General features: G+C 67.4%; 13 protein-coding genes and 1 tRNA gene. 7 read left to right on the top strand and 7 right to left on the bottom strand.

All coding sequences use genetic code 11. From position 1 onward, the window contains the following. The first annotated feature begins 8 nt into the window (after positions 1-8). Positions 9-464, top strand: a complete 456-nt coding sequence (locus NL2_RS15905; RefSeq protein WP_068076682.1) for a MaoC family dehydratase — start codon at positions 9-11, stop codon at positions 462-464. A gap of 1 nt (position 465) precedes the next feature. Here the strand turns inward: NL2_RS15905 and NL2_RS15910 are convergent, their stop codons facing one another. Together NL2_RS15910 and mutL are read right to left on the bottom strand one after the other, a co-directional pair. Further along, positions 466-1,002 (bottom strand): hypothetical protein, encoded by a 537-nt coding sequence (locus tag NL2_RS15910; RefSeq protein ID WP_157083212.1) that lies wholly within the window; start codon positions 1,000-1,002, stop codon positions 466-468. After that, positions 1,002-2,837, bottom strand: a complete 1,836-nt coding sequence (mutL, locus tag NL2_RS15915; RefSeq protein WP_068076743.1) for a DNA mismatch repair endonuclease MutL — start codon at positions 2,835-2,837, stop codon at positions 1,002-1,004. Before mutL ends, NL2_RS15910 begins: the two co-directional genes overlap by 1 nt. Positions 2,838-3,027: 190 nt before the next feature. Here mutL and NL2_RS15920 point away from each other — a divergent pair, with 190 nt between their 5' ends. From NL2_RS15920 to NL2_RS15945, 6 genes are all read left to right on the top strand, one after another. After that, on the top strand, positions 3,028-4,074 hold the full coding sequence (locus NL2_RS15920) for a rod shape-determining protein (protein WP_068076684.1): 1,047 nt from the start codon (positions 3,028-3,030) through the stop codon (positions 4,072-4,074). Between the two features lie 96 nt (positions 4,075-4,170). Continuing rightward, positions 4,171-5,088, top strand: a complete 918-nt coding sequence (gene mreC / locus NL2_RS15925; RefSeq protein ID WP_068076685.1) for a rod shape-determining protein MreC — start codon at positions 4,171-4,173, stop codon at positions 5,086-5,088. Then, entirely contained in the window at positions 5,085-5,645 is a 561-nt protein-coding gene (locus tag NL2_RS15930) for a rod shape-determining protein MreD (RefSeq protein WP_068076686.1), read from the top strand. The genes mreC and NL2_RS15930 overlap by 4 nt, the downstream gene beginning before the upstream one ends. Continuing rightward, positions 5,642-7,780, top strand: a complete 2,139-nt coding sequence (mrdA, locus tag NL2_RS15935; RefSeq protein ID WP_068076687.1) for a penicillin-binding protein 2 — start codon at positions 5,642-5,644, stop codon at positions 7,778-7,780. Before NL2_RS15930 ends, mrdA begins: the two co-directional genes overlap by 4 nt. 3 nt (positions 7,781-7,783) lie before the next feature. Continuing rightward, a complete protein-coding gene (gene rodA, locus NL2_RS15940) occupies positions 7,784-8,899 on the top strand; it encodes a rod shape-determining protein RodA (protein ID WP_068076688.1) in 1,116 nt (371 codons plus the stop codon). 65 nt (positions 8,900-8,964) lie between these two features. Continuing rightward, positions 8,965-9,040 (top strand) — tRNA-Lys (locus NL2_RS15945). Positions 9,041-9,151: 111 nt separating this feature from the next. Here NL2_RS15945 and NL2_RS15950 read toward each other — a convergent pair. The 5 genes from NL2_RS15950 to NL2_RS15970 form a co-directional block, all read right to left on the bottom strand. Further along, positions 9,152-9,874, bottom strand: a complete 723-nt coding sequence (locus NL2_RS15950) for an RES family NAD+ phosphorylase (protein WP_068076689.1) — start codon at positions 9,872-9,874, stop codon at positions 9,152-9,154. Further along, positions 9,871-10,284, bottom strand: a complete 414-nt coding sequence (locus tag NL2_RS15955; RefSeq protein WP_068076690.1) for an antitoxin Xre-like helix-turn-helix domain-containing protein — start codon at positions 10,282-10,284, stop codon at positions 9,871-9,873. Before NL2_RS15955 ends, NL2_RS15950 begins: the two co-directional genes overlap by 4 nt. 166 nt (positions 10,285-10,450) lie before the next feature. Next, positions 10,451-10,855, bottom strand: coding sequence for a biotin/lipoyl attachment domain-containing protein (locus NL2_RS15960; RefSeq protein WP_068076691.1), 405 nt, complete (start codon positions 10,853-10,855; stop codon positions 10,451-10,453). Positions 10,856-10,857: 2 nt separating this feature from the next. Beyond that, positions 10,858-12,228, bottom strand: coding sequence for an acetyl-CoA carboxylase biotin carboxylase subunit (locus tag NL2_RS15965; RefSeq protein WP_068076692.1), 1,371 nt, complete (start codon positions 12,226-12,228; stop codon positions 10,858-10,860). A gap of 2 nt (positions 12,229-12,230) precedes the next feature. Beyond that, positions 12,231-12,794: an acetyl-CoA carboxylase biotin carboxyl carrier protein gene (locus tag NL2_RS15970; protein WP_245647723.1), complete on the bottom strand. Its 564-nt coding sequence runs from the start codon at positions 12,792-12,794 to the stop codon at positions 12,231-12,233. Between the last annotated feature and the right edge of the window lie 10 nt (positions 12,795-12,804).

Raw genomic sequence — 12,804 nt, forward strand, 5'->3', positions numbered from 1 at the left:
CCTGGCGCATGCAGTATTTCGAGGATCTGGAACCGGGCACGGTGCAACGCTTCGGCGCGTATCACGTCACCCGTGAAGAGGTGGTCGAATTTGCCGGCCGGTTCGATCCGCAGCCGTTCCACTTGTCCGACGAAGCCGCCGCCACGACCCATTTCGGCCGCCTGTCCGCCAGCGGCTGGCACACCTGCGCGATGGTCATGAGCATGGTGGTCGAAAACCTCAAAGCCCACGATCAGGCCGGGCTGGGATCGCCGGGCGTCGATGAACTGCGCTGGCACAAGCCGGTCTATCCCGGCGACACGCTGCGCTGCGAAACGCAGCTGCTCGACAAGCGCCGCAGTGCTTCACGCCCGGACATGGGCAGCTTCCGCTCGACGATGCAGGTGTTCAACCAGGACGATCAGCTGGTGATGAGCTTCACCTCGATCGGCCTGATCCGGGTGCGTGGCGGCGCTGCCAGCTGAGCTAGACCGCCCGGCACTGCACCAGCCCCTTGGCCTGATACACCACCTGATCGTAGGGATCGGTGATCACCAGCTGGCCCGGAAACTGCGCATCGCTGCCCGCCTTGCCGCCGCCGCTGTCGACCCGCGTGAGGGTGAGCGCGTATTGCTTGCCGACATAGCGCGACCAGCTGTGCTCGGGCATGCGCGTGCTGCCGGGATCGGAGGCCAGGATCACCAACACGTCCTTGAGCTTGATCGCGGCGCGCTTGTCCTGCGTCATCGCCACCGCGCCCATCCCACCGCCGTCGGCCACGAACGCGCAGCCGGTGCCGTGGAGCTGGCCCTGCTCGATATCGGGATAGAGGATCGGCTGCGGCGCGAGCGGCTGCGGCGGCGGTTTGACATTGTTGGCGGCGTTGACCGCGGCGATGTCACGCGCATCGCGCGCCGCCTGCTGCGCCTTGTCATAGTCGCCGCCATGGCACGCGCCGGTGAGCAGCAGCAGGCCCAACGCCAACGCCCGCCGCAACCGGATCCGCTGCTGGTCGTCGCGCATCATTTTCTCCCGAACAGCTTTTCGATGTCGCCGTGCGCCAGTTTGACCCATGTCGGTCGCCCGTGGTTGCACTGGCCCGATCGCGGGGTGACTTCCATTTCGCGCAGCAGCGCGTTCATTTCGGCGACCGACAGCACGCGGCCCGCGCGGACCGAGCCGTGGCAGGCCATCGTCGCCAGCACGAGGTCAAGCCGTTCGCCCAAGAGCAGAGCATCGCCGTTGCGCGCCAGATCGTCGGCCACGTCGCGCAGCAGCGCCTGCGGATCGCCCTTGGCCAGCGCGGCGGGCATGGCGCGCACCAGCATCGCGACGGGTCCGAACCGTTCGAGCACCAGCCCGAACCCGGCCAGCGTGGTGGCGGCATCTTCCAGCCGGTCGCAATCGGGTTCTTCCAGTTCGACCACTTCGGGGATCAGCAGCGCCTGGCTGGCAGAGGTGCCCTCCCCCGCCCCGGCGGCGCGCAGGCGTTCGAGGACGAGGCGCTCGTGCGCGGCATGCTGGTCGACGATGATCAGGCCGTCTTCGGCTTCGGCGACGATGTAGGTGCTAGCCACCTGCCCGCGCGCCACGCCGAGCGGGTAAGTCGCCGAAGCCGGCTCATGCGCCGCCTCCGCGCGGGCCGTGGGCGGCGCCATGATCGCCTGTTCGTAGCCGCGCCACGCCCGGCCCGCTTCGCTGACCCCGGCGCTGCCTGCAGGGGACGCCGATGGCCAGCCCGCACCGCCGAAAATACTGGCCTGCGTTGGCGCAAGGTCGCGCGCGATCTCCGCGATCGGTTCCGCCTGCCACGCCGCCATCGCGGATTGCGAGGGCGCCTGCGCCGCACGCTGATCGCCGGTCGACAGCGCATGGCGCAAGCCGCTAACCACCATGCCGCGCACCAACGCCGGGTCGCGGAAGCGCACTTCGGTCTTGGCCGGGTGGACGTTGACGTCGACCTCGCTGCCCGGAAGATCGAGGAACAGCGCCAGCACTGCGTGGCGATCGCGCGCCAGCATGTCGGAATAGGCACCGCGCACCGCGCCGACGAGCAGGCGGTCCTTCACCGGGCGGCCGTTGACGAACAGGTACTGGTGATCGGCGACGCCGCGATTGTAGGTCGGCAGGCCCGCCACCCCGGTCAGCCGGATGTCGCCGCGCTGGAGATCGACCGCCACGTTGTTGCCCGCCAGTTCGCGCGCGATCAGCAGCGCCACCCGCGTTTCGAGCGCATCACCCGGCTGCACCGCCAGCGCGCGGCGGCCATCATGCTCGACGGTAAACCCGACGTCGGGCCGTGCCATTGCCAGCCGGCGCACGGTATCTATGCACGCTCCCCACTCCGCACGGGCGGAGCGCAGGAACTTGCGGCGCGCGGGCACGTGCGCGAACAGGTGTTCCACCCGCACGCGCGTTCCCGGCGGCAGCGCGGCGGGGCCGTCGGCGGTGACCGCGCCGTGATCGACCACCCTGCGCCAGCCTTCGGCGGCCCCCTGCGGCCGGCTCTCGATCGCAACGCGCGCGACGCTGGCGATCGACGGCAGTGCTTCACCCCGGAAGCCGAGCGTGGCGACGTTTTCCAGCGCGCCGTCCTCGCCCACCAGACTTTCGGGCAGCTTGGAGGTGGCGTGGCGTTGGAGCGCGAGCGCGATCTCTGCCGGCGCCATCCCGCAGCCGTCGTCGGTCACCTCGATCAGCGCCAGACCGCCTTCCGACAATCGCACGACGACGTTGCGCGCACCGGCATCGATCGCGTTTTCGACCAGTTCCTTCAGCGCGCTCGCCGGGCGTTCGACCACTTCGCCCGCGGCGATGCGGTTGACCAGGTTTTCGGGAAGGCGGCGGATGATCGGCATGCGATTCAACTGGTAGCGACGAACCAGCGTCTTTTCGAGGCGGCCGGAAAACAAAGCCGTCGATTGGCGGTAAAAAACATGGGTTTTGCCCGCAGCTTCCGCTAATAGGCCGCCTTCCCGGGCGCACCCGCGAGGGCGCAGCTGCGCGTCTCACGCGTGCTACGCCCTTGTAAAACATACGGATTACCTGATGGCATCGATCTTTTCCCGATTCTTCAAGTTCGGTTCCCAGAATATTGCGATCGATCTCGGCACGGCCAACACGCTGGTCTACGTGCAGGATCGCGGCATTGTGCTGAACGAACCCTCGGTCGTCGCCATCGAAACGATCAACGGCGTCAAGCGGGTCAAGGCCGTGGGCGACGACGCGAAGATGATGATGGGCAAGACCCCCGACAGCATCGAGGCGATCCGCCCCTTGCGCGACGGCGTGATCGCCGACATCGAAGTGGCCGAGGCGATGATCAAGCACTTCATCCAGAAGGTGCACGGCAAGAAAAGCCTGCTGCGCTATCCCGAGATCGTGATCTGCGTGCCGTCGGGCTCGACCTCGGTCGAACGCCGCGCCATCCGCGATGCCGCCTCCAACGCCGGCGCCAGCCAGGTGTACCTGATCCTCGAACCGATGGCCGCCGCGATCGGCGCCGACATGCCGGTGACCGAGCCGGTCGGATCGATGGTGGTCGACATCGGCGGCGGCACCACCGAAGTCGCGGTACTCAGCTTGCGCGGTCTGGCTTACACCACGTCGGTGCGCGTCGGCGGTGACAAGATGGACGAAGCGATCGTGTCGTACGTGCGCCGCCACCACAACCTGCTGATCGGTGAATCGACGGCGGAGCGGATCAAGAAGGACTTCGGCATCGCCCGCATTCCCGCCGACGGGATCGGCGAGACGATCCACATCAAGGGTCGCGATCTGGTCAACGGCGTGCCCAAGGAAATCACTATCACGCAGGCCAACATCGCCGAAGCGCTGTCCGAACCGATCGGCCAGATCGTGGAAGGCGTGCGCATCGCACTGGAAAACACCGCGCCCGAACTGGCAGCCGACATCGTCGACCAGGGCATCGTGCTCACCGGCGGCGGCGCGCTGATCCGCGGACTGGACGAACATCTGCGCGATGAAACCGGCCTGCCGGTCAGTGTTGCCGAAGACGCGCTGTCGTGCGTGGCGCTCGGCACCGGGCGGGCGATGGAAGATCCGATCTATCGCGGCGTGTTGATGACGGCGTAAGGCGGCGTTCATCGGACACCGGTTAGCCGCCCGACATTCCCGTCTGCCGGGTAATCGACCTGACGGAAGCGCGGGGCTGGAAGGGGTATAGGAACAATGGCGCGGTCGCAGGACCGGCGCCCGGGCTTTTCGCGCAGGGCGCAATACGGCATCTTCACCGGCTATGTGGTCGCCTTCGCGGGCGTGCTGGCCGGGCTCGCCGTGCTCGCCATATCGCTGTTCAATCCCGGAGCCTTTTCCTTTGCGCGCAACGCCGCGAACGAGGTTGCGCGTCCGCTCGGCCAGGCCGGTGCCTCGTCGCGCCAGGGCGGCCAGGGCCTGTTCTCGGCGATCGGGGCCTATTTCGACGCCGGCCGCCAGAACGCCCAGCTCCATCGCGAGGTCGACAAGGCGCGCGCCAATGCCGCGACGATGCACGCGCTGCAGGATGAAAACCGCCGGCTGAAAGCCCTGCTCGGGATCATCGATCCGCAGCAACGCCCGGTGGCGGCGGCGCGGCTGATCGGCTCGACCGCCAGCAGCACCCGGCGCTTCGCGATCCTTTCGGTCGGCTGGCGCAGCGGCGTGCGGAATGGCGAACCGGTGCGGTCCGAAACCGGCCTGATCGGGCGCGTGACCGAAACCGGACCCGACACTGCGCGAGTCCTGCTGGTGACCGATGCTGACAATGTCGTGCCGGTGCGCCGGGCGAGTGATGGGCTGGCCGCGTTCATCCAGGGCGGCGGCAACGGCCAGGTCACGATCCGCCTGCTCAATCTGGGCGTCAATCCGGTCAGGAAGGGCGACGTGTTCGTGACATCGGGCTCGGGCGGGCTCTATCCGCCCGGCATCCCGGTGGCGGTCGCGACCCAGCCGATGCGCGACGGCGCCATCGCGCAACTCGCCAGCGATCCGGCGGCGGCCGAATTCGTGATCGTCGATCCGGTGTTCCAGCAGGCCGCCACGCAGGCGATGGTCGAGGCGGACAAGCCCGTGCCCCCGGTGCAGGCACCGCCGCGGAAAAAGAAGAAGTGAGCCGCCTGCGCCTGCCCGCGCGCGCCGAGGACCGCTTTCGCAGCCGGATCAACCGCGCGCCCTCCCCGGTGCTGGCCGTTGCGGTGCCGTGGGCTTCGATCATGCTGCTGTCGATGATCAGCTTTTCGCCGATCGTCGCGTCCGCGCCGGTGCTGCCACCGCTGGCGTTCATGCTGCTGATCGCGTGGCGCATGTTGCGCCCCGGCCTGCTGCCGGTCTGGGCGGGGTTGCCGCTGGGCGCGTTCGACGATCTTTACAGCGGCCAGCCGTTCGGCAGTGGCATCGTGCTGTGGTCGCTGGCGATGCTGGCCATGGACGTGATCGACGTGCGGTTCCTGTGGCGCGGGTTCCTGCAGGACTGGCTGGCGGCCGCCGCGCTGTTTGCGGGTTATCTGCTGCTCGGCGCGCTGATTGCCGGCATGGCGACCGGCCACCCCGACCCGATCGGCACGCTGCCGCAAGTGGCGCTCAGCATCGTGCTGTTCCCCGCGATCAACGCCTTGGTCGCGCTGCTCGACCGGTTGCGGCTGCTGCCGCTGAAGACCGTGGGCGCATGAAGCGGATCGGGCTCCCGTTCGCCAGCGACAAGCGCAAGGTGCCCAAGCTGCCGACGACTTCGATCGCGCTCAACAACCGCTTCGACCGGCGCTCGTTCGTGCTGGGCGCGGCGCAGGGCGGTGTCGGCCTGCTGCTCGCGACCCGGCTCGGCTATCTCGCGGTTGCCGAAAACGCCAAGTACCGCGCCGCGTCCGAAAGCAACCGGGTCAACCTCACGCTGATCCCGCCGCGCCGGGGCTGGGTGATCGATCGCACGGGCGCGCCGCTGGCCGCCAACCGCGCCGATTTTCGCGTGGACATCATTCCCGATCGCCTGGTCGACCGCGACCGCACGCTGAAAACGCTGCAGGAACTGCTCGCGCTGCCCGACGACAAAGTCCGCGACATTTCCGACAAGCTCGACAAGGCGCGCGGGTTCCAGCCGGTCGAAGTCGCCGCCAGCATGGACTGGGATCACTTCGCGGCGGTCAGCGTGCGCTTGCCGGACTTGCCCGGGGTCATCCCCCAGCGCGGCTTTTCGCGCGATTATCCGACCGGAGCCGCGGTCGGCCACCTCGTCGGCTACGTCGGCCCGGCGTCGGCCGAGGATTACGAGCGCGAGCGCAACCCGCTGCTGATCACGCCGGGCTTCAAGATCGGCAAGGACGGGCTCGAAAAGCAGTTCGAAGCCCGCCTGCGCGGCATTCCCGGTGCCCGACGGGTCGAGGCGACTGCCAGCGGCCGCGTGGTCCGCGACCTCGGCACGCGCGAGGATGTGCCGGGCCAGCCGATCCAGCTGACCATCAACGGCGCGCTGCAGGATTATGCCGCGCGTCGCATCGGGCTGGAATCCGGGTCGGTGGTGGTGATGGATTGCGCCACCGGCGATGTCCTGGCCATGGCCTCGATGCCCAGCTTCGATCCCAACAGCTTTGCCGACGGCATCGGCCGCATCGAATGGAAGATGCTGTCCGAAGACGATCACGTGCCGTTGCGTAACAAAGTGCTGCGCGGCCTCTACCCGCCCGGATCGACCGTAAAGCCGATGGTCGCGCTGTCGTTTCTCGAAGGCGGGCTCGACCCGAAGGAGTCGGTCAATTGCGCCGGCGGGCTGCGCGTGGGCAACCGCGTGTTCCACTGCTGGAACCACCACGGCCACGGCTCGACCGACATGCTGAAAGGCATCTACCAGAGCTGCGACGTCTATTTCTACCACTTCGCCCAGCGCATGGGCATGGACGGCATCGCGGCGATGGCGCGGCGCCTGGGGTTGGGCCAGGAATTTCCACTCCCCGTCGCCGGCCAGTCGTATGGCACGGTCCCCGATCCGGCGTGGAAGAAGCGCAAGTATCATCAGGACTGGGCGATCTACGATACGGTGAACGCCACCATCGGCCAGGGCTATGTGCAGGTAAACCCGCTGCAGCAGGCGGTGATGGCCTCGCGGCTGGCCAGCGGCAACATCCTGATGCCGCGCCTGCTGCTCGATCGCCACGCGCCCGCGCCCAAGCCGCTGGGCATCGCGCAGGACCACCTCGACCTGATCCACGCCGCGATGAACGAAGTGGTCAACGGGCGCGGCACCGCCGGCAAGGCGCGCCTGCCCATCCCCGGCGTGCAGATGGCGGGCAAGACCGGCACCGCGCAAGTGGTCGGCCTCAACGTGGGCAACGGCAAGGGCGGCCAGTGGAAGCACCGCGACCATGGGCACTTCATCTGCTTTGCCCCGTTCGACAAGCCGCGCTATGCCTGCGCCGTGGCGATCGAGCATGGCGGCGGATCGGGCTCGGCCTATCCGGTCGCGCGTGACGTCATGACGTTCCTGTTCGACCAGGCCAAGGCGATGGAAGTGCTCGAAGGCTACGAAAAGCAGTGGGGCGGCAACGTGACCCAGCGCATGGCCGCCAAATATGCCTCCTACGAAGCACAGTTCGGCGCCACCGCGCCCAAGCCAGCGGACGATGCCCAACTGGCCGAAACCGTCGCTGCGGACAACACGCCCGCCACTGAACCCACCGCAGCGGTGACCGACGCCGCCCCCCCCGCGCCCGAGCCGGTCGCCGCGCCCCCGCCCACGCCCGATCCGTCGCCGACGCCAGCGCCCCCGGCTGCGGCCTCCGCCCCGGTGGCCGCCACCGTACCGCAGGTCCACTGACGCATGCAGCGCGCCTACATTCCCGCCGCGATCGCCGCGCAGCCGTGGAAGCTGATCCTGCCGCTGTTCGCGCTCGTGCTGTTCGGCGCGACCGTGCTCTATTCCGCCGCCGGAGGATCGCTGCGCCCCTGGGCGGGGATGCATGTCGCGCGGTTCATCATCTTCCTGGTCATGGCGATGCTGATCGCGCGGGCGCCGAAGGACTGGTTCCGCCGGGTCGCGCTGCCCGGCTATGCCGGGTTGTGCGTGCTGCTGGTGCTGGTCGAACTGCTCGGCGCGATCGGCGGTGGCAGCCGCCGCTGGCTCGACTTGGGATTCATGACGCTGCAGCCGTCCGAACTGATGAAGCCCGGCATCGTGCTGGTGCTTGCGTGGTTCTACGACCTGCTGCCGCCGGGTGAATCGCAAGGCTGGCGCGCGATCGTGCCGGCGGGCGTGATGCTGGGCATTCCGGCGGCGCTGGTGATGCTGCAGCCCGATCTCGGCACCGCGCTGGCGATCAGCTTCGGCGCGGTGGTGATGATGTTCCTGGCGGGACTGCCGTTGCGGCTGTTCATCGGCGCGGGCGCAGCGGGCGCGGTGATCGCACCGATCGCGTTCTTCACCCTGCTCCACGATTACCAGCGCAAGCGCGTGCTGGTGTTCATGGACCCCGAAAGCGATCCGCTCGGCTCGGGCTATCACATCACCCAGTCCAAGATCGCGATCGGATCGGGTGGGTTCTTCGGCAAGGGGTTCGGCAACGGATCGCAGAGCCACCTCGATTACCTGCCCGAATCGCACACCGATTTCGTGTTCGCCACGATGGCCGAGGAATGGGGCATGGTCGGCGGGTTGTTCGTGCTGCTGGTGTTCGGCCTGATCCTGCGCTGGGGCCTGCAGGTCTCGCGCCGCGCGCCCGACCGGTTCTCGATGCTGCTGGCGGCAGGCATGACCACCACGATCTTTTTCTACGTCTGCATCAATCTGATGATGGTCATGGGACTGGCCCCTGTGGTGGGCATCCCGCTGCCGTTCATGAGCCACGGCGGCTCCTCGATGATGACCAACATGATCTGCATCGGCACGATCATGGCGGTCGACCGGTGGGGCAAGCAGGGTGGCGGAAGTTTGTTGTAGGGCCCGCCAAAAGAGGGCTTGGCAGCCACGCAGCAATCGCTATAGGGGCGCTTCCGCGACGGAACGGACGCATAGCTCAGTTGGTAGAGCAGCTGACTCTTAATCAGCGGGTCCTTGGTTCGAGCCCAAGTGCGTCCACCATTTTTCACATTGAGATCTGCCGCTGGGCGACGAAGCTTGCCTTTCGGTAGCGGCTGATCGACGCGCGCTGCGAACCGGCCCAAATCCGAACCCGAACGCGGACACTTCGGGTCAAGCCTGGTCGATGACCCTGAACACGGCGCCAGCCCCTGCATCACGGACGAGGTCCACGCGGCCCCCATCCCAATGATAATCGAGATGCCGCCGCTGGATCGGCGCTGAGGCACAGTCCGGGTAGAACAGCGCCGCGCATTCGCCGCCTGCATGCCGGACACTGGGATAAACGACGCCGTTTGCGCCTGCTGCCCTGAGGCCGGCACCCAGCGGTTGGCTTGCCCGGTAACTGTCGCGATCGAGAGCGCTCCGGGCGGCGCCGGCGTGGCCCCGCAGGTCCTGCAAACCAGCCGCGACCGTGAGCACGATTTCGCGAAACTGCGAAGTCCACCCGGGTGCCTCCGCGGTGCGCGCCATGAACCGTGCATGGTGATGAATGGTCTCGAACAGCGCGGTCTCGAAGGTGTTCCCGGCATAGAGAACGCCATATGTTCCATCGGTGAACCGGCTGGGACGGTCGGTGCTGCAATGGGTAAACGGCGACATCAGGTAGGACGCCCCGTTGCCGCCCACCCGCCGATCGACCGGGACAAGATCGAGGTTACCGATCGTTGCCATGATGCGGGGGTTGGTTTTCTGCTCTCCGGCGATCAGCAGCGGCCAGTCAGCGGGATCGGCAATGTCCTCGAACAGATCGATCGGCGGAAAGACGCTGCGGATGATCCTGACAGCCCCTGTCCATTCGACATTTGCAACCGAAAGATCGGCCAGTGCCGTCACCAGCCACCGCGTGTCGCATCGAGGTACCGGCGCACGCGCATGATATCGGTGAGTTCACCCCCGAGCATGACATCGAGCGCGATTGCCCCGGCAAACGCGGCATTGGCGGCGCGGATCCAGTCGTAGCCGCGCGGCGCCTCGTGGAATATGATCCGCAGGGCCTTGTGAACGCCCATCAGGTTCGACAATCGCGCGCAGCCATCGCGGGATATGCGCCCGGCCCCTTCGGCCTTCCAGCGGCGGTAGGTGCGTACCGGCATGTCGAGCAGCACCGCCGCCTGATCATCGGTCACGCCCCATTTGCCGAACAAACCGAGCGCCGCACGAAACATCGCCGCGCCCTCGTCCTGGGTTATGGGGTCGGCGCGGAACGCCTGAGGGGCGGTATCGACGGGTTGCAGAGCCAGCATGGCAAACCTCCATATGGCATCAAATAGTCAATGTGCGGCCATTTGGCAACAGGCGATACGAACCCGTCCAACGCCTTGGGTCAGCGGGACGGCGATTGATGAAATGCAGGATGCGCTCGACGATGCCGACCGGACATCGGGCGTTGCGCGCAATCTGGGCGACCGGTCAGGCCGCGACGGCGATCTCGACCAGAGTCTCCCCGAATTCGACAAGCTGGTTGGCGGCGAAATGGATTGCAGCAATGTGACCCGCACGGTCGCTCAATATTTCGGTCTTGCGGCCCAGCACATCGATCGTGCCGATCAGGCCGCCGTGGTCCACCAAGTCCCCCACCGCCAATGATGCCAGGAACAGGCCAAGGTGTGGCGCTTTAACGCTCACCAGTGCGGGGGCCAATCCAGCCACGGCGGCGGCATGCGGCGCAGCCGTTGTTTGTCGCATCGGATTGTCCCCGCCCCCCGGACGCGCCATGAACACCGTCATGGCATCGCTCCGCACATACAGGTGCTTGAGCGGCGAATGGACAAACTGCATCAGCAGCGCGCGGATTTCGTGAACCGGATCGTCCATCGTCAGGTCTCCCCCGCGATCGGAGTTTTGGCGAACATATCCTGTTCGAGCCAGCGCGTGTGGATCTGGTTGGCCCTGAACCGGGGATCGCGCAGGATCTTGCGGTGCAGCGGGATGGTGGTCGGCACGCCTTCGACGACGAACTCGTCGAGCGCAGCGGCAAGCTTGTCGATCGCGGCGTCGCGCGTGGCGGCGTGGACGATCAACTTGCCGATCATGCTGTCGTAGAACGGCGGGATCACCGCGCCTTCGCTGATGTGCGAATCGAGCCGGATGCCCTCGCCTTCGGGCGGACGCCAGCGGGTGACCGTGCCCGGGACCGGCACGAAGTCGCGGGTGCTGTCCTCGGCGTTGATGCGACATTCCATGGCGTGGCCGGTCAGGACAACATCCGCCTGCCGCAACGACAAGCCCTGCCCGCCGGCAATGCGCAACTGTTCCTGCACAAGGTCGCGGCCGGTCACCATCTCGGTCACCGGGTGTTCGACCTGGATGCGGGCGTTGACCTCGATGAAGTAGACCTCCTGCCGCGCGACATCATAAAGGAACTCGGCCGTGCCGGCGTTGCGGTAGGACACGCTTTGGGCAAGGCTGACCGCCGCGCCGTGCAATTGCGTGCGCAGCGCCGCCGGCATCGCGACGCATGGCGCTTCCTCGATCACCTTCTGGTAGCGCCGCTGGACCGAGCAATCGCGTTCGCCGAAGTGGACGACTTCGCCCTGCCCGTCGCCCATCAGCTGGACTTCGACGTGGCGCGCCTCGGGAACGAACCGTTCCATGAACAATGTGCCGTCGTTGAAGGCAGCTTGCGCTTCGGCACTGGCGCGATGGAAACCGGCCTCGATTTCATCAGGACCGCGCACGATCACCATGCCGCGCCCGCCGCCACCGGCTGCGGCCTTGAGCAGAACCGGGTAGCCGAGCTGGTCCGCGATGCGCCGGGCATCGGCGGCGCTGGCTATCTCGCCGCTGCCGGGCACGAGCGGCACACCGGCTGCCGCCGCCATTTCGCGCGCGCGCAGCTTGTCGCCCAGCGCCTCGATCATGTCGGGCTTGGGGCCGACGAAGATGATGCCATGCTCCTCGCACAGCCGCGCCAGTTCCGCGCGTTCGGAAAGGAAGCCGTAGCCCGGATGCAGCGCGTCGCAGCCGCTCGCCTTGGCGGCCTGCACCACCAGCATGGCGTCGAGATAGCTTCTGGCCGCCGGTCCCGGACCGAGCACCAGCGCCCGGTCGGCCAGCCGCGCCGCCGCGCTCCCCCGATCGGCGTCCGACACGCCGATGACTGTCTCGAGGTCGAGCGCTTGCGCGGCACGCACCACGCGGAGCGCAATTTCGCCGCGATTGGCGATGAACAGGCGGGAAAGTGCCATGGTCAGACTGCCCCGCCGACGATCGGCGCGATGACGAACAGCGGCTGGTCGGCGGAGACCAGATCGCCGTCGCTGGCGAGCACTTGCACGACCTTGCCGGCGGTTCCGGCGCGGACGGCGGTGAACAGTTTCATCACCTCAACCAGACACAGTTCGCTATCGGCGGTGACATCGCCGCCCACCTCGACATACGGCGGCGAACCCGGCTTGGGCGAACGATAGAACGTGCCGAGATACGGCGCAGCGACCACGGTTGCGCCGTCCGGCCACGCCTGCGCCGCAGCAGCAACCGGCTCGGGTACCGGGGGTAGCGCGGCGGCAGCGGGGGTCGTGGGTGACGACAGCGCGACCTCGACTTGCGACCCGATACCCAGCCCTGCCGCCGTGGTGTCCTGCGAGAGATAGATTTCCAGATCGCCGGCACGCACCTGCAATTCGCGCAAGCCCGATCGCTCGAACTCGGCGATGAGCTGCTCCAGCTCGCCGAATTGGTCCGGTCCGGTCATCGCGCGTGGCATCCCGACCGACGGCATCGTCCAGATGTCGCCTGCGGTGCCTCGGTCCACGATGATCGCC

This window comes from Novosphingobium lentum NBRC 107847 (assembly GCF_001590965.1).
In the GTDB taxonomy this organism is placed as follows: Bacteria; Pseudomonadota; Alphaproteobacteria; order Sphingomonadales; family Sphingomonadaceae; genus Novosphingobium; species Novosphingobium lentum.

Excerpts from the sequence above, each read along its gene's own strand:
- mreC (WP_068076685.1), top strand. The coding sequence starts at position 4,171 with ATGGCGCGGTCGCAGGACCGGCGCCCGGGCTTTTCGCGCAGGGCGCAA.
- NL2_RS15965 (WP_068076692.1), bottom strand. The coding sequence starts at position 12,228 with ATGGCACTTTCCCGCCTGTTCATCGCCAATCGCGGCGAAATTGCGCTC.
- mutL (WP_068076743.1), bottom strand. The coding sequence starts at position 2,837 with ATGCCGATCATCCGCCGCCTTCCCGAAAACCTGGTCAACCGCATCGCC.
- NL2_RS15960 (WP_068076691.1), bottom strand. The coding sequence starts at position 10,855 with ATGGACGATCCGGTTCACGAAATCCGCGCGCTGCTGATGCAGTTTGTC.
- NL2_RS15905 (WP_068076682.1), top strand. The coding sequence starts at position 9 with ATGCAGTATTTCGAGGATCTGGAACCGGGCACGGTGCAACGCTTCGGC.
- NL2_RS15955 (WP_068076690.1), bottom strand. The coding sequence starts at position 10,284 with ATGCTGGCTCTGCAACCCGTCGATACCGCCCCTCAGGCGTTCCGCGCC.
- mrdA (WP_068076687.1), top strand. The coding sequence starts at position 5,642 with ATGAAGCGGATCGGGCTCCCGTTCGCCAGCGACAAGCGCAAGGTGCCC.
- NL2_RS15920 (WP_068076684.1), top strand. The coding sequence starts at position 3,028 with ATGGCATCGATCTTTTCCCGATTCTTCAAGTTCGGTTCCCAGAATATT.
- rodA (WP_068076688.1), top strand. The coding sequence starts at position 7,784 with ATGCAGCGCGCCTACATTCCCGCCGCGATCGCCGCGCAGCCGTGGAAG.
- NL2_RS15910 (WP_157083212.1), bottom strand. The coding sequence starts at position 1,002 with ATGCGCGACGACCAGCAGCGGATCCGGTTGCGGCGGGCGTTGGCGTTG.